This is a genomic window from Prauserella marina, assembly GCF_002240355.1.
Lineage (GTDB): Bacteria > Actinomycetota > Actinomycetes > Mycobacteriales > Pseudonocardiaceae > Prauserella_A > Prauserella_A marina.
The window spans coordinates 1,227,937-1,251,837 of sequence record NZ_CP016353.1 but is presented as its reverse complement, the minus strand read 5'-3'; the positions used below and the strand labels follow the sequence as shown (position 1 = coordinate 1,251,837).

At 64.8% G+C, this 23,901-nt stretch carries 20 protein-coding genes; 17 read left to right on the top strand and 3 right to left on the bottom strand.

What is annotated here, in order from left to right:
• Positions 1–51: 51 nt before the first annotated feature.
• Positions 52–852 (bottom strand): IclR family transcriptional regulator, encoded by an 801-nt coding sequence (locus BAY61_RS05745; protein ID WP_170140078.1) that lies wholly within the window; start codon positions 850–852, stop codon positions 52–54.
• 284 nt (positions 853–1,136) lie between these two features.
• On the opposite strand from BAY61_RS05745, the gene BAY61_RS05740 reads away from it, so the two are divergent.
• From BAY61_RS05740 to BAY61_RS05670, 16 genes are all read left to right on the top strand, one after another.
• Complete coding sequence (locus BAY61_RS05740; RefSeq protein ID WP_176879585.1) at positions 1,137–2,588, top strand: fumarylacetoacetate hydrolase family protein; 1,452 nt, start codon at positions 1,137–1,139, stop codon at positions 2,586–2,588.
• A gap of 40 nt (positions 2,589–2,628) precedes the next feature.
• Positions 2,629–3,567, top strand: coding sequence for a 4-hydroxy-tetrahydrodipicolinate synthase (dapA, locus tag BAY61_RS05735; RefSeq protein ID WP_091799392.1), 939 nt, complete (start codon positions 2,629–2,631; stop codon positions 3,565–3,567).
• Positions 3,564–5,129, top strand: a complete 1,566-nt coding sequence (gene hpaE / locus BAY61_RS05730; protein ID WP_091799389.1) for a 5-carboxymethyl-2-hydroxymuconate semialdehyde dehydrogenase — start codon at positions 3,564–3,566, stop codon at positions 5,127–5,129. The genes dapA and hpaE overlap by 4 nt, the downstream gene beginning before the upstream one ends.
• Positions 5,130–5,152: 23 nt before the next feature.
• On the top strand, positions 5,153–6,211 hold the full coding sequence (hpaD, locus tag BAY61_RS05725; RefSeq protein WP_256327939.1) for a 3,4-dihydroxyphenylacetate 2,3-dioxygenase: 1,059 nt from the start codon (positions 5,153–5,155) through the stop codon (positions 6,209–6,211).
• A gap of 67 nt (positions 6,212–6,278) precedes the next feature.
• Entirely contained in the window at positions 6,279–6,974 is a 696-nt protein-coding gene (locus BAY61_RS05720) for a GntR family transcriptional regulator (RefSeq protein ID WP_091799386.1), read from the top strand.
• Between the two features lie 1,048 nt (positions 6,975–8,022).
• Positions 8,023–8,634 carry a DUF1345 domain-containing protein gene (locus BAY61_RS05715; RefSeq protein ID WP_091799383.1) on the top strand — a complete coding sequence of 204 codons (612 nt, stop codon included), beginning with the start codon at positions 8,023–8,025 and terminating at the stop codon, positions 8,632–8,634.
• A 712-nt stretch (positions 8,635–9,346) separates the two neighbouring features.
• On the top strand, positions 9,347–10,258 hold the full coding sequence (locus BAY61_RS05710; protein ID WP_091799380.1) for an ABC transporter ATP-binding protein: 912 nt from the start codon (positions 9,347–9,349) through the stop codon (positions 10,256–10,258).
• Complete coding sequence (locus BAY61_RS05705; RefSeq protein WP_091799377.1) at positions 10,255–10,992, top strand: ABC transporter permease; 738 nt, start codon at positions 10,255–10,257, stop codon at positions 10,990–10,992. The genes BAY61_RS05710 and BAY61_RS05705 overlap by 4 nt, the downstream gene beginning before the upstream one ends.
• Positions 10,989–12,068: a sensor histidine kinase gene (locus tag BAY61_RS05700; RefSeq protein ID WP_091799374.1), complete on the top strand. Its 1,080-nt coding sequence runs from the start codon at positions 10,989–10,991 to the stop codon at positions 12,066–12,068. Before BAY61_RS05705 ends, BAY61_RS05700 begins: the two co-directional genes overlap by 4 nt.
• On the top strand, positions 12,065–12,682 hold the full coding sequence (locus tag BAY61_RS05695) for a response regulator transcription factor (RefSeq protein WP_256327938.1): 618 nt from the start codon (positions 12,065–12,067) through the stop codon (positions 12,680–12,682). Before BAY61_RS05700 ends, BAY61_RS05695 begins: the two co-directional genes overlap by 4 nt.
• 80 nt (positions 12,683–12,762) lie before the next feature.
• Complete coding sequence (locus tag BAY61_RS05690; protein ID WP_245865836.1) at positions 12,763–14,013, top strand: YncE family protein; 1,251 nt, start codon at positions 12,763–12,765, stop codon at positions 14,011–14,013.
• Between the two features lie 221 nt (positions 14,014–14,234).
• On the top strand, positions 14,235–15,692 hold the full coding sequence (locus BAY61_RS05685; RefSeq protein WP_245865834.1) for a S1C family serine protease: 1,458 nt from the start codon (positions 14,235–14,237) through the stop codon (positions 15,690–15,692).
• A 37-nt stretch (positions 15,693–15,729) separates the two neighbouring features.
• Positions 15,730–16,257, top strand: a complete 528-nt coding sequence (locus BAY61_RS05680) for a pyridoxamine 5'-phosphate oxidase family protein (protein ID WP_245865832.1) — start codon at positions 15,730–15,732, stop codon at positions 16,255–16,257.
• 499 nt (positions 16,258–16,756) lie between these two features.
• Positions 16,757–19,453, top strand: coding sequence for a class III lanthionine synthetase LanKC (lanKC, locus tag BAY61_RS05675; protein WP_338061450.1), 2,697 nt, complete (start codon positions 16,757–16,759; stop codon positions 19,451–19,453).
• A gap of 59 nt (positions 19,454–19,512) precedes the next feature.
• Positions 19,513–19,614, top strand: a complete 102-nt coding sequence (locus BAY61_RS32755) for a SapB/AmfS family lanthipeptide (RefSeq protein ID WP_143021341.1) — start codon at positions 19,513–19,515, stop codon at positions 19,612–19,614.
• A gap of 842 nt (positions 19,615–20,456) precedes the next feature.
• Positions 20,457–21,248 (top strand): glycerophosphodiester phosphodiesterase family protein, encoded by a 792-nt coding sequence (locus BAY61_RS05670; protein WP_245865830.1) that lies wholly within the window; start codon positions 20,457–20,459, stop codon positions 21,246–21,248.
• On the opposite strand, the gene BAY61_RS05665 is transcribed toward BAY61_RS05670, so the two are convergent.
• Positions 21,230–21,745 (bottom strand): DUF4231 domain-containing protein, encoded by a 516-nt coding sequence (locus tag BAY61_RS05665; protein WP_091799363.1) that lies wholly within the window; start codon positions 21,743–21,745, stop codon positions 21,230–21,232. The genes BAY61_RS05670 and BAY61_RS05665 overlap by 19 nt on opposite strands.
• Before the next feature lie 400 nt (positions 21,746–22,145).
• Here BAY61_RS05665 and BAY61_RS05660 point away from each other — a divergent pair, with 400 nt between their 5' ends.
• Positions 22,146–23,012, top strand: coding sequence for a class I SAM-dependent methyltransferase (locus tag BAY61_RS05660; protein ID WP_091799360.1), 867 nt, complete (start codon positions 22,146–22,148; stop codon positions 23,010–23,012).
• Here the strand turns inward: BAY61_RS05660 and BAY61_RS05655 are convergent.
• Complete coding sequence (locus tag BAY61_RS05655; protein ID WP_091799357.1) at positions 23,009–23,794, bottom strand: DUF1295 domain-containing protein; 786 nt, start codon at positions 23,792–23,794, stop codon at positions 23,009–23,011. The genes BAY61_RS05660 and BAY61_RS05655 overlap by 4 nt on opposite strands.
• Between the last annotated feature and the right edge of the window lie 107 nt (positions 23,795–23,901).

The window sequence follows — 23,901 nt, the reverse complement described above, 5'->3', positions numbered from 1 at the left end:
GTCGCGCTGATGGCGAACCAAGACCGATTCTCATTGAATGAGAAGCGGCGGTCAGTTCTCCGGAGTGGCTTCGACCAGGTAGCTGAGCATCCTCGTGGGTCCTGGTGGCGGGGTCCTGCTCAGTTCCCGGCTGATGCCGCGGGCGGCGGCGAACAGCACGGGAAGGTGGTTCATCGGCTGCGCGTGCTGACTCGGCACGATGACGCCGAGCGCGGCGACCACGGTGTTGTCGGGGCCGGGAACGGGAACGGCGATGCTCAGAGCGTCGGGGTCCACATAGCCGTCACAGACGATGTAGCCGTTGCGCCTCGCCGATGCCCACAGATCCCGGAGTTGCGCCGGTTTCACCGGAGTCCTGCTGTTGTACTTCCGCAACGGAGCCGACAACGCGGCTTCCTGCACGTCCCTCGGGGCGTGGGCGAGCAGGATCAGGCTGCCTGCCACGGCGTTCGAACTCACGCGCATACCCGGGGTGAGCAGAATGCGACCGAACGCGTTGTGAGCTTTCAGCCGCTCGATGATCAGCACTTCGGTGCCCTCGCGGACGTCGAGAAACGTGTGCTGCTGAGTCGCCGCGTGCACGTCTTCGAGAAACGGCATCGCCGCCTCACGCAATTCACGTGCTCCCGGCGCGTTGATCGCGATCTGCCACAGTCTCATCCCGACCTTGATGCCGTGTTTCCCGTCGCGTTCCAGGAATCCGACGTCGAGCAACTGGCCGACGAGGCGATGTGTGGTGGGCACCGGCAATTCCGCCCTGCGCGCGAGCTGGGCGACCGTGAGCACCCTCCGGTCGTGTTCGAAAGCGTTGAGCACTCTGGCCACTCGTGAAAGGACCGTGTCACCTGCCATGTTCCGCGCCATTGCGAAGCAGCCTTTCCTTCATTGCGGTCGCGCGTGCCCCCAGGTGTCGCGCGAACGCTACCTGGTCGGCGACCGTGGATCGGGCAAAGCGTGAGCGAAAACCCAGTGAGAGCCACGTTTTCCGGCTTGATCGCTCTGCGCTGTGATCGCGGCGTCGCTGGCAGCGAGAAAGCGGGAGGAAACCTCGGGCCCTCTTGACAGCGACATCGCTCCACAGCCATGCTCAAAATCGTATACGACATCATGCACGATTTGGCGCGAGGAGATCTCCAGTGACGAGCGACGCGGTGACAGCGGCCCTCGGACATCGGCCAGGCAAGGTGATCGCCGTCCACCTGAGCTACCGCTCCCGCGCGGAACAACGCGGCCGAACCCCTTCCCAGCCCTCGTATTTCCTCAAGACCAGCTCCTCGGTGACCGGGTCAGGCACCGTGGCCCGGCCGGAAGGCACCGAACTGCTCGGCTTCGAAGGCGAGATCGCGCTCGTCATCGGCAAGCCTGCCTTGCGGGTTGCCCCGGAAACGGCGTGGGAGCACGTCGGCTGGGTCACCGCGAGCAACGATCTCGGACTGCACGATCTGCGCTACGCCGACAAAGGGTCGAACGTACGCTCCAAGGGCGGCGACGGCTACACCCCGCTCGGCCCTGACCTGATTCCAGCCGAGCACCTGCGTCCCGATCGCATCGGCATCCGGACCTGGCTCGACGGCGCGCTGGTCCAGAACGACACGAGCGCGGGCCTGCTCTTTCCGTTCGCTCTGCTGATCGCCGACCTCTCCAGGGTGATGACGCTGGAGCCGGGCGACGTCATCCTCACCGGAACGCCGGCCGGTTCCTCCGTCGCCCAGCCGGGGGCGCGCATCGACGTCGAGGTGTTCAGCCTCGACGATCCCACCACGACCTCGGGCAAGCTCAGCACGACCGTCACCGAAGGTCCTCCGCTTCCCGGCTGGGGACATCCGCCCACAGTGGACGAATCACAACGCGCCGACGCATGGGGAACCCCGGTCGCGAGCGCGCGACCGGTGCTCACCGAGGCGATACGGGAACGACTCCACGGCGTCGCGGTCGCGACACTGTCGGTACAACTCCGCAAGCGCGGATTCGACCACGTCTCCATCGAAGGGGTCCGCCCGCTGGTTCCCGGCAGCACGATCGTCGGCACGGCACGGACCCTGCGCTACGTGCCTTATCGCAAGGATTTGTTCGCCGAGCACGGTGGCGGCTTCAACGCTCAGAAGCAGGCCATCGAATCCGTCGGCGCGGGTGAGGTACTGGTGATGGAGGCAAGGCAGGACCCCAGCGCGGGCACCCTCGGCGACATCCTCGCGTTGCGAGCCAAAGTGCGCGGCGCGGCGGGCATCGTCACCGACGGTGCCGTGCGCGACGCGGGCCCGGTCGGCGAACTCGGCCTTCCCGTGTACTGCGCGGGCACCCACCCCGCCGTGCTCGGCCGAAGGCACGTTCCGTGGGAAACCGACACCACCATCTCGTGCGGAGGGGCGACCGTGTGCCCTGGCGACATCATCGTCGCCGACGACGACGGAGCCATCGTGATCCCGCCTTCGCTCGTGGCCGAAGTCCTCACCGCGGCGGAAATCCAGGAGCAGGAGGAGACCTTCATCGCCGAACGCGTCGCCGACGGCGAATCGGTCGAGGGCCTCTACCCGATGGGGCCGCGCTGGAAAGCCGCATTCGAACAGTGGCGCGCCGAGCGGCGCTGAGGTACGGGCCGACAATCATGACCATTCAGGAAAGGACACCATGAGGTACCGCTCCGACCCGGCGCAGATCCGGGGTGCCATCGCACCACTGTTCACCCCGTTCTCGGACGATGGCGACGTCGATCACGACGGCCTTCGCGCGATGGTGCGCTGGCAGCTCGCCAACGGATCGCGCGGCATCTCCATCGGCGGCTCGACGGGTGAACCGTCGTCACAGTCGGTCGCCGAACGCGCGGAAGCGATCCGTACCGTTGCCTCGGAAGTCTCCGACACGGTGCCGTTCCTGCCCGGTACGGGATCGGCGAAACTCGACGAGACGCTGGAGCTCACCTCCGTGGCGGGCGAAGCGGGCGCCGACGCCGTGCTCATCATCACGCCGTACTACACCCGGCCCACTCAGGAAGCGCTGTATTCCTGGTACTCCACGGTGGCCCGCGAGTTTCCCAGCCTGCCGATCGTGGCCTACAACGTGCCCGTGCGCACGGCCGTCGAAATCGCGCCGGACACGTTCGCGAGGCTGTACCGCGACCACGACAACATCGTCGGCATCAAGGAAACCACAAAGGACTTCGAGCACTTCTCCCGCGTCATGCACCTGTGCGGCAAGGACTTGCTCATGTGGTCTGGGATCGAGCTGCTGTGCCTGCCGCTGATCGCGCTCGGCGGGGTCGGCTTCATCTCGGCGCTGTCGAACATCGCACCGGCCACCGTCGCGCGCACCTACGACGCGGCCGTCGCGGGTGACTGGGACACCGCGCGAGAACTCCACTACGGTGTTCACCCGCTCGTCGACCTCCTCTTCGCCGAGACCAACCCGGCTCCTGCGAAGTGGCTGATGGCCCAGCGCGGACTCATCTCCTCAGGGTTCGTCAGGCCGCCGCTGCTTCCGTTGAGCGAGAAGGGACAGCAGCGCGTCTGCGAACTTGCCGCGCGGGCCGAGCGGTACCTGACACCCGTCGACGAGGGGAACCCAGCATGAGCACCACGGCCGACAAGGCGACCACCGGGCCCCGGCCCGAAACGCTTCCCAGCAGAATCCGGCACTACATCGGCGGACAGCTGACCGATTCCGTCGACGGGGCGAGCTTCGAGGTCATCGAACCGACCACCAACACCGGCTACCTCTCGGCGGCCGCCGGCGGAAAAGCCGACATCGACGCCGCCGTCGCCGCTGCCCGAACCGCCTTCGACAGCGGTCCGTGGCCACGGATGAAGAACAGAGAACGGGCCAGGATCCTGAACAGGGTCGCCGACGCCATCGAAGCCCGCGACGACGAACTGGCCACAATGGAATCCTTCGACACCGGGCTTCCCATCACTCAGGCCAGGGGGCAGGCGAGACGAGCCGCGGAGAACTTCCGGTTCTTCGCCGACCTCGTCGTCGCCCAAACCGACGAGGCGTACAAAGTCCCCGGCATGCAACTCAACTACGTCAACCGCAAACCGGTCGGCGTCGCGGGACTCATCACCCCGTGGAACACGCCGTTCATGCTCGAATCGTGGAAACTGGCTCCCGCGCTGGCCTCGGGCTGCACCGTCGTGCTCAAACCCGCGGAGTTCACCCCACTCAGCGCGTCGCTGTGGCCTGCGATCTTCGCCGAAGCCGGTGTCCCCGATGGGGTGTTCAACATGGTCAACGGCATCGGGGAGGTCGCTGGTGACGCCCTCGTCAAACATCCCGATGTCCAGCTCCTTTCCTTCACCGGCGAGACCACGACGGGCAAACTCATCGCGCGCAACGCGTCCGGTCACCTCAAAGCGCTTTCCATGGAACTCGGCGGCAAGTCACCGGCGGTGATCTTCGCCGACGCCGATCTCGAAGCGGCGCTCGACTCGACACTGTTCGGCGTGTTCTCGCTGAACGGGGAACGCTGCACCGCCTCGTCCCGCATCCTCGTCGAACGCGCCGTCTACGACGAATTCGTCGCCCGCTACGCCGAGCGGGCTCGTGCCATCAAGGTCGGCGATCCCGCCGATCCCGCGACCGAGGTCGGCGCACTGGTCCATCCCGAGCACTACGAACGCGTGCTCGGCTACGTGGAAGCGGGCAAGGCCGAGGCCCGGCTCGTGGCCGGCGGCGGGAAACCGGACCACCTCCCGCACGGCAACTATCTCGCTCCGACGGTGTTCGCCGACGTTCCTCGTACCGCGAGGATCTTCCAGGAGGAGATCTTCGGCCCCGTCGTCGCCATCACCCCTTTCGACACCGAGGCCGAGGCCGTGGAACTCGCCAACGACGTCGCCTACGGGCTTGCCGCCTACGTGTGGACCAACGACCTCAGACGAGCGCATCTCGTCGCTGGCCGGATCGAGGCTGGGATGGTGTGGATCAATTCGCACAACGTCCGCGACCTGCGGTCCCCGTTCGGCGGAGTCAAGGCATCCGGGCTCGGCCACGAAGGCGGCTATCGGTCGCTCGACTTCTACACCGAGGAGCAGGCCGTGCACGTCGCGCTCGGTGACGTGCACACCGCCCGGTTCGGCGCGGGAGGCTACAACGACGACGACCCGTTCTTTTCCGGAAAGCGCGCAGGCCGTTGAGCCGCGACCAAAGGAGATCCAGTGTGAGCAGCTCCGCCCCCGTCCCCGACATCGTCCGCTGCGCCTACATGGAACTGGTGGTGACCGATATCGCCGCCTCTCGCGAGTTCTATGTGGACATTCTCGGTCTTGTGGTGACCGAGGAGACCGAAACCGAGATCCACCTGCGTTCACTGGAAGAGTTCATTCACCACAATCTCGTGTTGCGCCAAGGATCCCAGCCCGCGGTAGCCGCGTTCGGGTTCCGGGTGCGCGGCGAGGCCGACCTCGCGAAGGCGGAGACCTACTATCGCGAGCTCGGCTGCGAGGTCCGCCGTACCGAGGCCGGTTTCCGCAAGGGAATCGGCGAGGTCGTCAGGGTACTGGACCCGCTTGGCTTCCCCTACGAGTTCTTCTTCGACACCGAGCACGTGGAACGGCTGACGTGGAACTACGAGCACCATGGTGCCGGTGCGATCGTCCGCCTCGACCACTTCAACCAGGTCTACCCCGATGTCGACACCGGTGCCCGGTACCTGGAAGGTCTCGGGTTCCGGCGAACCGAGGACATCAGGGACAGCGAGGGCGTCACCTACGCGGCATGGCTGGCCCGCAAGGACACCGTGCACGACACGGCGCTCACCGGCGGTGCGGGACCGGCAATGCACCACGTCGCGTTCGCGACCCACGAAAAGCACAACATCCTCTACATCTGCGACAAGCTCGGAGCGCTTCGTCGTTCGGACTCCATCGAGCGCGGCCCCGGGAGGCATGGTGTCTCCAATGCCTTCTATCTGTACCTGCGCGACCCGGACGGGCACAGGGTGGAGATCTACACGCAGGACTACTACACAGGTGACCCCGACAATCCGCTGGTGACCTGGGACGTGCACGACAACCAGCGCAGGGACTGGTGGGGCAGCCCCGTGGTGCCGAGCTGGTACACCGAGGCGTCGACCGTACTTGACCTCGACGGCAACCCCGTCCCGGTACGAGAACGTGAGCAATCCCAGGAGATGGACGTCACCATCGGCGCCGACGGCTTCTCCTATACCCGCAAGGACGACACGGCGACCGGTTTCAAGGTCGGGTCACAGCTGTGACCCAGCGCCTCGCGGCGGCGGTTACGCTAGTCGCCGCCGCGAGGCCCGAGCACCCGGAAAGGTTCATATGACGGGGACCACCTCCTCAGGGAGACAGAAGCTCTCGAAATCCGAAGCGGTCTATCGAGAGCTGCGGGACAACATCATGGCCGGACGCTACGTCGCCGGCTACCGGCTCGTGCTCGATCAGCTCGCGCGGGAACACCACGTCAGCACGGTGCCGGTCCGCGAAGCCATTCGCAGGCTCGAGGCCGAAGGACTCGTGACCTTCACCCGCAACGTCGGCGCCGAGGTCGCCGGCATCAACACCAGCGACTACGCCGACACGATGCAAACCCTCGCGTTCCTCGAAGGCGCGGCAACCAGCCTCGGCGCCAGACAACTCACTCCCGATCGCCTGCGGGAAGCCGATGAGCTCAACGACGCGATGCGTTCCATGTTGACCGGCGAATTCGACCCTGTGCGGTTCACCCAGCTCAACGAACAGTTCCATCAGACACTGTGCAGCGCATGCCCCAACCGGCACTTGCTCGACCTCCTCGGCCAGGAGTGGCAGCGCATGTCGTTCGTCCGCCGCTCCAGCTTCACCTTCATGCCCTCACGAACCGAGGCGTCGGTTCGGGAACACGACGAGTTGCTCACCCTGATCCGTTCGGACGCACCCGAAGCGGAGATCGAATGGGCAACCCGGCAGCACAAACTCCACACCGTCGACGCCTACCTGGCCGCCCGCAACACACCGACCGCGCAAACCACCTCCTGACTCGGCTCTCTCCGGCCGCTCCCCCGTCGCATCACTCCACCGATTCTTCACGCGCCTGACTCGGCCCTCCTTCCGTCCAACGCACCTGACGCGGCCCTCCTTCCGTCCGACGCACCTGACTCAGCCCGCCTTCCATCGCACGAGCCCGGTGGGCTCCAGCCACCAACCCGGCCGGGTGCCGGGCACACCGCGCCTGGCAGCCCTAGCCACACCTCACCCGGGTGACTCCAGCCGCAGCAGCCCTGGTCAGACCATCCCGCCGGTCGGAGCCACGCCGAGCCTGGTCGACGGCACTCACAACCGGGCCACGTAGCCAAGTGAAGGATCCGGCACTCGGCCCGTCACGTCGCCGTTCCCGGTATCCACCTACCAGAGACCTGACCGGACACAGGCCCCGGCCAGGGCCGAAACAGCCACTGATCCGGCGCACTCCAAACCAAACACGGCGCTCCACCACCGCACTCCGCCGTCGCGCTCCGGACCGCGCTCCGGCGTCGCAGCATCTCCAGAGTTCAGACTGCGTCGAACACCGCCATCGTCTCCCGCGAGATCGACGACCCACACCAATAGCGCGACCACGAGACCGCCCGTACGAGCCATCGTGCGAACTGCCCGGCAACGGCAGCGCCCTCGTCTCTGACAACCGCACACTAATCATTCAATCTTTGAATTCAGCACCACCTTCCGAATACACGAGATTCAGCAATCTCACAACCACGATCGCTAATGCAACTAAAACCAACTCCTCGGCTCAGGCAAATAAACAGTAAGCAACCCAGCAGGACAAGATTCCCTGAAAACAAGGATCGTTTGTCGCCACTGCCCGAACGACATTCACAACCACGTCGATACGACTTCACAGTCACCCACGGCCCACCCCAGAACCACCGGAACCCACTATACCTATTTCCCCGACAATGACACCCAAGGTCGCCCGACAGGGGCATAGTCTCCCCGTTATTCACCAGCCCTTCGGTAGGTTCTCCCCATGTCAGCCGAAGAAACCAACAGGCCTGACCCGCCAAAGGACACACAAGAAAACGACCGCATGCCAACAGCGGCAGTGCGGGCGATCACCGGGCTCGCCGTCGGAGCGTTGACAGGGACGGCCATCGGCTTCGCCACCAACTGGCAGGCGGGCCTCCTCGTCGGCTGGATGGCCGGCGCGGTCGTGTTCCTACTCTGGACGTGGTTCATCATCCTCCCGATGGACTCCGGCTCGACCGCCCGCCACGCGGTCAGCGAAGACCCCGGCAGAGCCTGGACAGACCTACTGGTAGTACTTTCCGCGCTCGCGAGCCTCGGCGCGGTCTGCATGCTGCTACTGACGGACGGCAGCAAAAACATCCAAGCCGCTTTCTCCGTCGGCAGTGTCGTGCTGGCATGGGGCGCCGTCCATACGATCTTCACAACGCGCTACGCGCGCCTGTACTACACGGCGCCGGTCGGTGGAATCGACTTCAACGAGTCAGCCGCTCCGACGTACTCGGACTTCGCCTACCTCGCCTTCACGATCGGTATGACCTTCCAGGTCTCGGATACCGATCTGACCTCGAAAACCATGCGAGCCACGGCACTGAGACAATCACTGCTCTCCTATCTGCTCGGCACGGTCGTCATCGCCACGATGGTCAACCTCATCGCGGGTCTCGGCAGGTAACGCCTCGCCATCAGCACTCCGGCCCAGTTCAATACCGCTTCACTCAAGCATCGCGACCACGATGATTGTCGCGAACGGAGACTTCACTGCATTTTCCCAAATTGTTTGACACGCCAGACGGCCCTCAGTAATAGTTGAACACACATTCCAAGGAGGAAACATGAACCGAAGGCACACAAGAAACAATACCGCACACATGTCGACGACACTCGTCAGAATACGGATGACACCACCTTGACATTATCCCCTCGACACCAGAACCCACTCAGCCACATCATCTAGAACACATCTAGCCAACGGCGCTTCTCCTTTGCCACCCTGTGAACCACGTGGCGAACCACCACCCGTCACAGATCACGCATTTCCCGCACTCACGTGATTCACCCCAGCCACCAGCCGTGACCTCGCGACGAACAGCGACGCGCTCATTGACAACTACACAGTGACGGCCGACCGGTCCGGCCTTACAACCCGCCCGGCGCAACGCTCGTCGCGCCCCGCCAAGACGGGCGACGCCGACAGTCCACTGTGCCGGGTTGCCAGGGCCCGCCCATGTCGCGGGTCCCGGCGCTGGTACCGGACGCGCTTCCCGACACCGGTACCAGCGCCACAACTTTCACATGGCGCGAACGAGATGCCCGCGGCAGCTGACATTTGTCATCACGCATCGGTGACATCGCCGCACTACATCCAGAGGCTCCGTCAAGCCAGCATGGATCAGGTGAATACGGTATTGGAAGTCCGCGACGCTCGGCACAGCTACCGGGAGCAGCGGGCACTTTCCGGCGTCGACCTCGACGTTCAGGCCGGAGAATGTGTCGCCCTCCTCGGCCCGAACGGGGCGGGAAAGACGACGTTGGTGAATCTCGTCATCGGCTTGCTCCGGCCGCAGGCCGACACACGGGTCCGGCTCTGCGGTGGTGATCCCGCCAAGGCCTCGACGAGACGAAAGATCGGCGTCGTGCAACAATCCCTGGGATTTCCGACCACGCTGACGGTGTTGGAACTCGTCACGGGAGCCGCTGTCCGAGCCGGCCGTAGCCGTGCCGCGGCCGGACCCGTTCTCGCCGAACTGGGCCTCACCGAACTCGGCAAGCGCAGGGCGGCCAAGCTGTCCGGCGGGCAACGTCAACGGGTTCAGCTCGCGATGGCGTTGGTCGCCGATCCAGCCTTGCTCGTGCTTGACGAACCCACGGGGGGTCTCGACGTCCCGAGTCGGCGACGACTATGGAGCACACTGGCCGAACGCCGGGCTAGAGGCACATCCATTCTGGTGACCACCCATCTCGTCGAGGAGTCCGCGGAGGTCGCGGACGAAGTCGTCGTTCTTGATCGCGGCAGGGCTGTCGCGAAAGACCCGCCTGCCGAACTGATCGCCAAGCTCCCTGACCGGACCGTCAGTGCGCGCACCGCGCTGGATCTTGCCGTACTGCGCGGCCTCCCGGGGGCGTTGTCGGCGACACTCGACGGGCAACGGGTCACATTGGCCACCCGGGAGCCAGAGACTCTGGTGAGAGCACTACTCGCCGCCGACGACGCACTCACCGATCTGCGGGTCGAAGGTGCCAGTCTCGAAGAAGCCGTCGAAGTCGTGATCGGACAGACCACGGGAGCCGCCGCATGAACGCACGCATACTCCGCGTGGAGATCGCCGACGAACTACGCGGCATCGTGCGCGAACCCACGGCGCTGTTCTTCTCCATCGTCATGCCCGTTGCCTTCTTCGCCTTGTTCGTTTCCCTCTACGGCGATCAGTCCTCGGCAACGGTCCAGCGAGGTACCGCCATGATCGCGACGTTCGGCACATTCGGTGTGCTGACGGTCGTGCTGCTCAATCCGGGTACCGGTATCGCGGCCGACCGCGGCTCGGGATGGCTGCGGGCGAAGCGAGTGTCCGCCGTCCCGATCAGCGCCACACTGGCCGCTAAGGTCATCGCCACGATGCCGTACGCGGTGGGCGTGCTGATCGCGATGACCGCGACGGCGGCAATCACCGGCAACCTGAATGGTTCGGTCGCCGACCTCGCACGGGTATACGCGGTGCTGCTCATCGGCGCCATCCCGTTCGCGCTGCTCGGCCTCGCTGTCGGCTTTCAGACCAGCGCCAACGCCTGCGTCGCGATTCTCAACGCGATCCTGTTCCCTGCCGCGATCCTGTCGGGCCTGTGGATGCCGCTGGAGATTCTGCCGGACTTCTTCGCCGACATCGCCCAGTTCCTGCCGACCTACCATCTCGCGCAACTCGCGCTCGCTCAGTTGACCTCGGCTCCAGCGGTCGGACACCTACTGGCTCTGCTGGCTGCGACCGTCGTCATAGCTCCGCTGGCAGCTTTGTCCTATCGTCGTGCCCGACCATGAAACCTCCAGGCCGGCTCTCCAGATGGATCCACCTCATCTATCTGGTCAATCTGCTGTGGGGGCCGATCTTCGATCGCGACTCCGGCGGGGCGGATTGGGCGCTGGTCGCGGGCATCGTCGTTGTGTTCCTGCCCATGTACGTGGCATCGTGGCGCTGGCCGGCAAGAGCCCGCTGGACGGGCACCGTACCGACTACGGTCCTCGCCGCACTCACCACACCGTTCAACGCTGGTGCGGCGATCTTGTTCGTGTACGCGGCGGCATTCGCTGGATTCTCGGAGTCTCGGCGCAGCGCTCTGCGCTGGTTCATCGGACTCTCGGCCTTACTCAGTCTGACCTCAGTGCTGTCGTTCGTTCCGATGCCATGGCGGCTCTACGGGCTCATCCCCTCGCTGATTTACCTGTGGGTCATCGGTTCCCTCCAGATAAGCTGGTCAGAACGCGAACGAGCAGAGGTCGAGACGCGAATGCGGAACGCCCGCGTCGAGCACCTGGCGACGATCGCGGAACGCGAACGCATCGCGAGAGATCTCCACGACCTGCTCGGCCACTCCCTCACGGCAATCATCGTGCGGGCTCAATTGGCCAATGAACTACTCGACCGGAGCAACTCCCGGGCCGGAAGCGAGCTCACCGACATCGAGGACACCGCCCGTACCGCGCTGTCCGAGATCAGGGCGACTCTTGCCGGCTGGCGAAACGCGGGACTCGACGCCGAACTGGAGTCCGCGCAGGAAACGCTGGCCACGGTTGGCATCACGACGAGAGTTCGACGTGATGCGACACTGACAATCGTGGGTTCCACCGAACACGAACTGGCGCTCGCGCTGAGAGAAGCGGTCACCAACGTGGCAAGGCACGCGCGGGCAACGACCTGTCATATCGATGTCGGAGTCGTCGGAGACGACCTGTGTCTCGTCATCGCCGACGACGGCGTCGGCGACGGCTCCGCGCCGGAAGGCAACGGCCTGACTGGCATGCGAGAACGGATCAGCGCGCTGGGTGGCAGGGTGGAGAAAATCGTCGACGCGGGCACCACGGTGACCATCGCCGTTCCGCTCAGGGTGGCCACGTGAGCACGAATCCGCCGATCCGGGTCGTACTTGCCGAAGATCAGGCGATGGTACGCAGTGCGTTCGTGTCCTTACTGGATCTACAACCGGACGTCACCGTGGTGGCGGCAACCGCAACGGGAGAGGAGACACTCGCCGCGGTCGAGGAACACCAGCCGGATGTGCTTGTCACCGACATCGAGATGCCGCACGGCTCCGGCCTTGATGTCGCGGTGGAACTGGCTCGGAGGAAGCACCCCGTGCGCATCCTGATCGTCACGACGTTCGCCCGGGCCGGGTACCTTCGGCGCGCGCTCGACGCCAGCGTCGCCGGCTATGTACTCAAGGACGCGCCCATCGGCGAACTTATGGTCGCGCTCCGGCGCGTTCACGCGGGGGAACAAGTAATCGCGAGCGAGCTGGCTGTCGCGGCCTGGGGCCGGCCTGACCCGCTGACCGACAGAGAACGCCAACTCCTGCGAGAGGTCGCCGACGGCGCGGCGAATGCCGAGATCGCGGCCCGTCTGCACCTCGCCGAAGGAACCGTGCGCAACTATCTTTCCAGCGCGATGGCAAAACTGGGCGCGCGTAACCGGACCGAAGCGGCCAAGGCCGCAAGCGAACGCGGCTGGTTGTGAAGTGAGTCCGCCGACAGGTTCGCGGAATGACTGACAGAACGGCCTCAGTCAGGGGTCGCCCATCCGGGTAGCAGTTGACCGTGACACCCGTTGCCACAGCGGTTTCATCGGGTTGCCACGGCCTTCCACTTGTAACGTCGCTGGTCATGCGAATCACTGGAACCTCAGTGGCGGTCGCTTTTGTCGCCACGAGCCTGCTGCTGACCGGCTGCGGTAGTCAGGATTCGGTCGAGAATGCCCCGCCTGCCGACGCGGTCGAGCAGCCGGCCGTGCAGGAGGCAGGTGCTCAACCACCCGAAGCGAAGGCCGAAGAGGACAGCGAACGGGATGTATATGCGGCAACACGGCCTGGAAACTTTTCGCCGGCCATGGAGGGCGTACTCAACCGCGTGTACGTGCCCAACAGTGTCAGCAACACCGTCTCGATCATCGATCCCTCGACCTTCAAAGTCATCGACACGATCCCCGGCGGTCTGGAGCCGCAACACGTCGTTCCCTCGTATGACTTCAAGACGCTGTATGTCACGGCGGACGAGGTGCCGGGCGGCACGCTGACGCCGATCGACCCGAAGACCGGCAAAGCAGGCGAACTCATTCACGTACAGGACCCGTACAACCTGTACTTCACCCCGGATGGGAAGTCCGCGATTGTCGTAGCCGAAGCCTATAAACGTCTCGACTTCTACGAACCGCACACCTGGCGGAAGCAGGAATCGCTTCACATCGACGAGTGTGCGGGCATCAACCACATGGACTTCACCAAGGACGGCAAGCTCGCGCTCGTTACCTGCGAGTTCGCCAACCGGATGATCGTCCTCGACGTCGAAGCCAAGAAACACGTCCGGACGTTCGAACTCGATCAAACGCCGCATGGCATGCCTCAGGACAGCAGGTTGTCCCCTGACGGAAGCACCTTCTACGTCGCCGACATGCATGCCAACGGGATCTACCTGTTCGACGGCGACGCGACCAAACAGGTCGGTTTCGTGCCTACCGGGCAGGGAGCACATGGCGTGTACTTCTCGCGCGACTCCAAACGTGCCTTCATCACCAACCGCGGCGAAGGCAGCGTGACGATACTCGACACCGGCACGAACAAACCCATCGACAAATGGCACATCCCCGGTGGCGGCAGCCCTGACATGGGGTCGGTGTCCGCTGACGGAAAGCAACTGTGGCTGTCCGGCCGGCATCACAACGAGGTCTACGTGCTCGACACCGACAACGGGAACCTGCTCGCCCGCATACCCGTCGGCTCAGGACCACACGGGCTGACTTATATGCCACAACCAGGCCGCTACTCACTGGGGCACACCAGCAACATCCGCTGATCGACCTGCCTGCCGGGCCTTCCCCCGACGTTGGCCCGGCAGGCACCCCGTTCGCCATGCCGACAACCCGCCGAAGATCCCGCGTTACTGCGAAACAGACGTGGCCCGGCGGCGGCAGTCGCCGGGCTGACCGACTCCGCACGAAACGATCGCCAACAGAGCCACGCAACTTTTAAGGCCTTTCTGCGCCGTTTCTCAGGTTCAAGACGCATCGTGGGCTCGTGACCGAAAACTCCCCTCACCAGCACCAGCCGCAACCAGACCAGTCCGGACCTCAGCAAACCCCAGCCGAGCAGGGGGATGCGGGGTCGTGGCAGCCGGGCGCGCCGAAGGCGCACAAACCGAGCCCCCAGGAATCGATCGCACCCCTCGTGGACTCGCCAAGCGCACAGCAACAACGGACGGACGACGTTGCCGAGGCCACACAAGAAGCCGCGACACCCGCATGGGGCTTGGCCGCCCAGCAGCAGCCACCCCACTCTGCTACCGGCTTCGCCGGCTCGGTTCCGACGGCGCTCGCCAAACCGAAACGCAGAGTACCGGTATCGATCATCGCCACCGCGATCATCGCCGGTCTTGTCGGCGGTGGCGCCGCGCTGGGCGGCAACGCGCTCCTGTCGACGGACTCCGCCGTACCCGTACTGACGTCCCAGCCGGCATCAGCCAGCAACGTCAGCTCCAAACCTGGTTCGGTCGAGTACGCCGCCGAAGTGGCGATGAAATCAACCGTGGACATCAAGGTCCCCACAGGCCAGGGCACGGCGACAGGCACGGGCATCATCCTCTCTGAGGATGGCTACGTACTCACCAACAATCATGTCGTGGCCGGAGCATCGGAAAACGGCAAGATCCAGGTGACAGCACCGGACGGAAAGAAATACTCCGCTTCTGTCACCGGTACCGCGCCTTCGTACGACCTCGCCGTCATCAAGCTGGACGACGCCGACGGGTTGACGCCCGCGACGCTTGGTGAGTCCAGCGGTCTGAAGGTCGGCCAGCAGGTGGCGGCCATTGGTAGCCCCGAAGAACTCTCGAACACCGTTACCTCGGGAATTGTCAGTGCGCTCAGTCGTACCGTGACAGCGGGAGACGACAACGGCGAACTTGTCGTATACAACGGCTTGCAGACCGACGCGCCCATCAACCCGGGTAATTCAGGGGGACCACTCGTGAACCTGGACGGCCAGGTCGTCGGCGTAAACTCGGCCGTTGAGCCTGGTCAAAGCAGTAACGGCGGCCTACAGGCATATGGCCTCGGCTTCTCAATTCCCATCGACACCGCGAAGCGGATCGCCAACGAACTGATGCAGAACGGCGAAGCGAACAAGCCGGTGCTGGGAGTCAGCGGAAGCGTGAACCCCCAGGGAGATTCGACGGCTGAAGGGGCACAACTTGCCTCGGTACAACCTGGAAGCGCCGCCGAGAAGGCCGGAATTCGACAAGGAGACGTCATCACGAAACTCGGCGACACGTTGATCAGCTCGTACGCCGATTTGATGGCGCAGGTGCTCAAACACACTCCGGGCGAAGAGGTTCCCGTCGTGGTCAAGCATGCCGATGGTTCGACCGAGACGGTCAACGTGGCTCTCGAAAGCGCGAAAGACACACAGCAGACCACAATCACCCCACAACAGCAGAACCCGTTCGACGGTGACGGCGGTTTCGGTCGCGGAAACTGATTTTCCGGTGATGTGAGCCCGATGGGGCTCTATCACCTTGAACCCTCATGCCCGTAATCTGCCGTACCTTTGGCTGATGACCACGTGGAAAGAGTTCAGCATCTCAGCTCCGGTGATCGCCGAGGTTTTCACGCGTCGCCACGCCGCGACAAAGAACCTGTGTATGTTGGCAACCCTTCGAGCCGATGGATTTCCTCGCATCAGCCCCATCGAGCCTCGCTTCTTCGAGGATGAACTGTGGCTCGTCGGTATGCCCAACACCACCAAGTTCCACGACCTCGGTCGCGACCCGCGTTTCTGCTTGCACACGGCGACGGTCGAGACCGAGCCGAACGAAGGTGACGCGAAGCTGTGGGGCCGCGTGCGCGACGTGCAAGACAAAGAGGTACATGCGCGGTTCGCGGAAGCGATGTTCGAGGAGACCGGTTTTGATCTTCGTGGCCAGGAGTTCGAGCACCTGTACGCGGCGGATCTCATCGGAGCCTCAAGCTTGGTGACCGGCGACGACAGTCTCGACATCACGATTTGGCGGCCAGGCGAGCCAGAACGCCTCGTACACCGGTGACCCTCCGCTCGTAGCTCCAATGTGCACACAGGTAAACAACCGAGCCGCCGGCGTAACCCAGATTGCGCCGGACATCGGCGGTGAGCCGTGGCCGCGATACCCGCATTCCCGTCGGCACGGTCCGGACTCCTCGGTTCGACTCGCGCGTACGCGCGGACAACGCTCGCATGCGCGCAAGCGGGAACCGGTTCACGCCCGGCGAACTCGCGCTGGGAAAGAACACAGTTCAGTCCGTAGTGGACTCTGCTTCAGATTCATCGCGATCGGCCTCCCCTGAATGGTGTCCGATCACCGTCGGCAATCTCGTCACTCGTTCGATCTCCTGTCGCTGAGCGTCATCATCTGGGAGCCCACCGATCCCAATACCGCTCATTCGCCTCAGCGAACCCAGCGGGCTCGCACTCAGCGGGCGAAATGTCACTGGTTGAGGTGCCATGGACAAGTTCCCGTTTGCCGGGCTCCGGTTTGGCAATGTCTGCTTACGGTCTTGGTCACCACGGTGTCCACAGCCAACGACATCGAGCACAGTCCGTGCGGCACAGTCAGAGGAGGCGTGGCGGTGGAGCATCGGTACGAGGAGTTCTGTTTGGCGGACCCGCTGTTCTTCGACGAACAGCGCGGCTCGGCAGCCGAACGTTTCGCCCGGTTCACCCCGCTTCCCGAAGAGGGCTGGGCGGAGCGACAGCACGGGACATGGCGGGTTCTGCATCCACTCGGAGCGTCGTTGCCTTATCAGGGCTGGAAGATTCACGTTTCCGCGACGCTGGACAACGCCGAGCAAGTGCTCACCACAGTTTACGAGTGCCTGGTCGAACGAGCCGTCACCTTCAAGCATCTGACGGATCTGGCCGTGTTGTTGGCACGGAATTCGAAATACGCCCCTCGCGAGGCGAGCGGGAAGCTGGTCACGATCTACCCGCGCGACGACCGCGAGTTCGAGACGTTGGTGACCGAACTGGACCAGCGTATCGGCGGCCAAGCGGGGCCATACATTCTGAGCGACCTCAGGTATGGCGATGGGCCGCTGTACGTTCGGTATGGCGGTTTCACCGAACGTTGGATCGACAGCGGGGGCACCCGGGTGCTCGGGATCGCGCGTGAAGACGGCACGCTGGTTCCCGATCACCGTGGCCCGGTATTCGCGTTGCCAGACTGGGTCGAACTCCCTGAGTTTCTCGCCCCGCATCTCGCCGCACGAAGCGCCAAGAGCACCGGCGACTTCGCCTACCACGTCAACCGGCCGCTGCACTTTTCCAACGGAGGCGGGGTTTACCTCGCTGAACACGCCCGTGAAGGCAACCAGGTGGTGCTGAAAGAGGCACGTCCGCACGCCGGCCTCGACGGCGACAAAGTTGACGCGGTCGCCAGGCTGCGCAGGGAACACCGGGCACTGACCTCCCTCACCGACGTTCCGGGAGTACCGGCGGTGTATGAGCTGACGCCCGTATGGGAGCACCTTTTCCTCGCCATGGAACACCGGCCGGGAGTACCACTGCATTCATGGCTCGGCGCCAACTATCCGCTGACCAACTACCGCGCCAGTGATAGCGACGTCGCCGCGTACACGCGGCGAGCACTCGGCATCGCCGACAGAATCGGCGAAACCGTGAGCGAGATCCACCTCCGAGGGTTGGTCTTCAACGATCTTCACCCGGCCAATGTGCTCGTCACGGACGACGACTCGGTGAGTTTGATCGACTTCGAGCTCGCGGGTCCTCCCGGTCCGGCACGCCGGCCGACGCTGGGCGCGCCTGGATTCCGGGCCCCGGCTGACCGGACCGGTTTCGAGGTGGACGACTACGCGCTCGCGGCACTGCGCCTGTGGCTCTTCCTTCCGCTCTCAGCGCTGTTCGAACTCGCGCCGGCGAAACTGCCGGAATGGGTCAGGTTCGTCGAAGACAGATTCCCCTTGCCCAATGGCTATGGCGAGTCGATTCTGGCAACGCTGCGCCGCGGCACCAGGGAGAAGGACGACCGCGATCGCGAGGGCCGCGCTGTCGGCAGGGGCACGATCGGCCACCGGACTACCGCGCCGGTCACAGTGCTCGACGATCCCGAACCGGATTGGAATCTTGTGAGGAAGTCGATCGCACAGGCAATACTGACGAGCGCGACGCCGGAACGTCCCGACCGGCTCTTCCCAGGTGACATCGAGCAGTTCCGGCTCGGCGGCCTCGGTTTCGGCCACGGCGCCGCAGGGGTTCTGCACGCACTGGCCGTCGAGGGGCTCGGCCGGAGCCCGGAACACGACCGCTGGCTACGGGACGCGATCGACAGAAACCGCCCGCTCGCACCCGGGTTCCTGGATGGAGCAGCCGGAATCGCATACGTGCTCCATGGTTTCGGCGACCACGACACGGCGAATGCCCTGCTGGCAGACGCACGTCGGTCCATAGCGAAAACCCGCGACCACGGACTGGCCAACGGACTCGCCGGTATCGGACTGACTCTGCTGTATCTCGGCGACGGTGGAGGTGAGTCGGGCGAGCTCGGCGAACGGCTGGTGGCCGAGCTGGAGAGCGCGGCACCGCCGGGCCGGAAAGCGAAGGCCGGGCTGGTCGAAGGCTGGTCGGGGCCCGCGTTGCTGTTCACCCGACTCTTCGAGGCCACTGGAGACGGCGAATGGCTCGTTCATGCCGAACGCGCGCTAAGCCGCGACCTCGCGGAATGCGTTCCGGCCCGTGACGGCTCGATGCAGGTCAGGGACGGCGTCAAGCGGACGTTGCCGTTCCTTGGAACCGGTAGCGCGGGAATCGCCATGGCGGCGATGGAACTGGCGAAGCACACGTCCGACGATGGGACGAGCGTGCGGCAGCTCCCGCTGCTGTTGAGGGCCTGTCGGGCCGAGGCCGCGTTACAGTGCGGGTTGCTGGCCGGTCGTGGTGGGTTGCTGGCCACACTCGCCGCTGCTCGCCGCTACGGGCATGACCCCACAGCCGAGGACGCCATCGCATCGCACCTTGCCAGGCTGGCCTGGCACGCCATTCCGTTTGCTTTGCCAGACGGCGATGGTGATGACGGCATCGCTTTCCCCGGCAACAAATTGCTCCGGTTGTCCATGGATGTCGCCACCGGCAGCGCGGGCGTACTGCTCTCGATATCCACGGCACTCGATGACCACAGCGGGGTTCTCCCGTTCCTCGCTCCTGTCCCCACGGTTGGCGACGACAGCGTGATCGCGTCATCGCCCCATTGAGCCGCCCGGCTCATTTTCGAGCGGGTGGAAGGAAAACACGGAAAGAAAGGGAACGCACCATGGAATCGGTACTTGAGCTGCAAGGCATGGACGCCGACGAGACCACGACCGATCCGGCGTACCACACCATCATCAGCTACCTGAGCCTCCTGCTGTGCTGATCGAGGCTTGAGGCGACGCGGCCCTGCATTGGGGTGCCGCGTTGACTGTGGTGGCCGGATAGCGGTATCCGGCCACCACGGCCGTAAATGGCTACCGTGTGCTGTCGGTCCGGGCCGCACGGTAGCGGTCCGCAAGGCGAGACCTGTTCCGAGTTTGGTCCCGTCGTGACTGGTCAACCCCGTTCAGGTGGCCGTAGCGACACGGCCGAGCAGGAGGTTCAGATGGACAAGAGCAGGTTGAACGCGTTGCCGAAGCAGATACGCCGGCGACTGGGTTCCGGCTGGCAGTTGGCGCGCGCCCCGATCAGCAGAATCCCCGCTCAGCGGGGATGGGACCCGCTGCTGCACACAGGCCCCCGCGTTCCCCCCGACCGGACGCGTCGCACATCTCCCAGCGCGGATGAGCCGCAGGTGAGGGCCCGGCCGGGCGCGCAAGACGGAGATGACCACGAGCAATAGCCCCTGCCACACACGGGCGAGAAGCGGCCGATGTGCCCGAATAGCAGATGAGCGCTGGCCGGAGCTCGCTGTCGGCAGCGGGGTAGTCGTCTGTCCTGATCGGACATTGCGATGGCAGACGTCAGCTTCCCGCGAGTATCGCTGGTACGTGCCGAGACACACGGAAGGCAAGGGTTCGGCGACGGCTGGGCTCGTCACAGGAGCCGGACGCTGGTTGCCGCCCGCGGTTGACGGATCCGGCAGGACGGCCCGGCGTGAGAATCGCCAGGACGCGGCAGGACCTTCCTGTCCTCCAGGAACGCCGACGGCCGACTTATGTCCACTGTGGATTTCCGGATCATCCTGCCCGTGTTCGCACGGACAGCGGTAGGGTTGCGGGCACCGTGGTCCCGACGACCCCGGCGGTCACGGCGAGCCAGGGAGGACACGTGCCGCTTCCCTGCTGGCTGACAAGTGCGCCGATTGCTCACCGCGGCTGCTACGACGCCGTCGAACACCCGGAGAACTCTCTGCCCGCGTTCCGGCGAGCGATCGAGCTTGGCGCGCCTTTCGAGTTCGACGTGCAGCTCACCAGCGACGACGAGCCAATCGTCGTACATGACAGAGACTTCTCCCGGGTGGCGGGAACGTGTAGTGCACCGGTGGCCGACCTCGACCTCGCCGCCGTGCGTGCGCTGCGAATCGGCCCGGCCGACCTGCCGGTGCCAACCCTCGACGATGTGTTGTCCCTGGTTGATGGCGCCGTGCCACTCCTGCTGGACCTGCGCCGCTGGAAAGCGGGCAACGCGAAGCTGGAACGTGCCGTTGCCGACCGGCTGCGCGGTTACCGGGGTCAGACGGCAGTGCAGTCCTTCGATCCCATCGCCGTGCGACGGCTGCGCAAACTCGCCCCGCATGTGCCCGTCGGTCAAGCATCGGGAAGTCTCCAGTCGGCGGGAAAGCTGGTGGGCACTCTCGGTCGCATGATGCTGAGCAACGCGATAACCAGGCCCGACTTCATCAACTACGAGCTTGCGGAGCTGCCAAGCAGGGCGGTGTCGTTCTGGCGCGGTCGCGGCATTCCGGTCATCGCCTTCACCGCTCATTCACCGGAGGAGGAATTGCTGGCCCGCAGGTTCGCCGACAATTTCCTGTTCTCCGGCTACCTTCCCGGGCACTACCGCACGTCGACGTGATTGGCCGTAGCCGTGGGGAAGCTGAGTTTCTCGAAGAACGAGACCGCTTCCTGGTCCCTGATCTGCGAGAGCGCGAGCAAGAAATCCCTGGTCAACGTCACCGTGGTGGGATCAGGGGCGCCTGAGTCGCTGACTGTGGCGGGTAACGCTGCCCGCCATGCCCAGTAGGCCGAGGTCAGCCGCATCTCGGTGTGCCGCAACAGCATCCACGACTGGTCCCAGCGGTAGAACGCGTGCAACGCGGTCAGCAGAGCCACCAACGTTCCCATGAGTGAAACGACGAGTTCCTTGCCACCGTAATCGAGGTTGGCGACCACGGGGAGCCCCGCGCCCGCGGCGATGACCAGAATCCCGCTGAACCGGTAGAAGCGGCGATGCCAGACCGCCCGCGAATTGTAGAAGGCTCGCAGCCTGATCGCGTAGGTGTTGGCCGCGCCGATGATGCCGAGCGTGCCGGTGTCGGGCAAGGAGTCGGGAAAAGGCGGCTCGAACTTCACACGCACACTCCGTCACTGTCAGCGTCGACCGACGCGCCGAGCGTGGTCAGTCTAGAGGCGGCCGAACGGCATCCACAGTGGATTTGGCCAATCCGTCTCGGTCGCCATAAGCCCGGCGAGGAGCGACCACATCACGTGCGAAAACGGGCATTTCGACGGCCCAGTGCGCGGCGGCGCGAACACGGCGTTAGTGTGCTCCCTGCCCACCACATCGACCGGGGATCCACGCCATATGCGCACCGCTGCCGTTCCGGCCTCCACGGCCCGCCGTCACCCGCTTCTGGGCCGGATTGGTCATCTCAGGGCATCCATCTCTCTTTTCGCGGCTCGGGGTGTCACTCTGAACCGTGCCGGTTTCGCCTGCTAAGACTCACCCCGTTCAGGAAAGCGAACCTCGACCATGGCAACAGGACCTGCCAAAACCGCAGTAGAGCCGATGAGTATCGTCGCGATGGACCAGTACGAGCAGCATCCGCTGGTCCAGGACGAGCTGGCGCATCATTTCCTCCCACCCACGGCGAGAGCGATGGCCGCCGTGGCGAGGTGGCCGAAACTGCGCGAGGTCATCAGAAGCGCGACGGAGCACAAATTCCCTGGCCTGTGGGCCAGCATGCTGTGCCGCAAAAGGTACTTCGACGACGCGGTGACCGAAGCCGTCTCCTCTGGTTGTGAGACGGTCATCATCCTCGGCGCGGGGCTCGACGACCGCGCCTACCGGCTGCCCGCGCTCGCCGACATCCCGGTTTTCGAGGTCGACCTGCCCCGCAACATCACAGAGAAATACCAGCGCCTGCACGCGTTGTTCTGTAGCGTGCCGAAGACGACAACGCTGGTCCCTGTCGACTTCGAGAGGCAGAACCTCGCCGAGGTGCTCGGCGACTACGGCTACCGGGCCGATCGGCCGACGTACTTCCTGTGGGAAGCCGTCACGCAGTATCTGACCGAACGCGACGTGCGCCGCACCTTCGACTTCCTCGGAACCGCCCCCGTGGGCAGCAGGCTGGGCTTCACCTACGTTCGGAGCGACTTCCTCAGCGGGCAAAACCTGTACGACGCGCGGGAAGCCCACCGCCAGTTCGTCACCAAAAGCCACCTGTGGCGATTCGGGATGTCCCCCGACACGGTTACCGATTTCCTCACCGAGTACGGCTGGCACAAGACGGAGGACCTCGGCGCGACCGAGTTCAACGACCGCTACCTCGAACCCGCCCACCGACGGCTTCCGCTGACCCAGATCGAGCGGGCCGTGTCCGCGGAGAAGCGCTAGAACTTCGGCGGCAACGGCACAAAGCCGCTGGTACGGCGCACGTAGTCGGCGTAGCCACCCTTGCTCGCCGCGAGATGCCGTTCCATCAACGGCTTTCCGCTCCCCCTTGCCAGCAGCCAGGTCATCAGCACCGGGGAGAGCACAGTCGCGACGCCGGGAAGGTGCTGCGCCGCGATGAGGTAGATCCCCCACCAGACACAAGCGTCGCCGAAGTAGTTGGGATGCCGGGTATAGCGCCACAGCCCGTGGCGCAACACCGCCCCCTTGTTGCCGGGATCGGCCTTGAACCGGCGAAGCTGCTCGTCACCGATGACCTCGAAGGCGAAACCGAAGGCCCACACCGCGATGCCCGCGAAGGCCAGCGCTCCGAGCTCGTCTGCCTGCCGCTGCGCCAGCACGACGGGGAGGGCCACGAACCACATGACGGCACCCTGCGTCAGGTACACCTTGCAGAACATGCGCAGTCGCGGGTACCGCTTGGCCCTGCCGAGCATCTCCGTGTACCTGCGGTCTTCTCCACCGGCCACGTTGCGCCGGTGGATGTGCCACGACAGCCGCGTTCCCCAGCAAACGGTCAGCGCGGTCACCACCAGTGAGCTTCCCAGCCCACGCGGTTCGGCGAGGAAACCCGTCACCGCGATGACGGCGAACCCCGCACCCCAAAAGCTGTCGATCGTGTCGTAGCGACGCCGTACCAGAGCCACCACGAAGGCGGCCACGACGACGGCGCTCGCGGCCCCTAGTGCGAGCGCGACCGCGCCGAGCACGTCAGTGACACTCATCGGCACTCCTCCAACCGTGGCACACACCGGGACAGTCCGGACATGAGACCCATGTCCGTTGTTCGGAGCCGCCGCTCGGCTCGGCCGCCCATCACCTACCCGAAAAA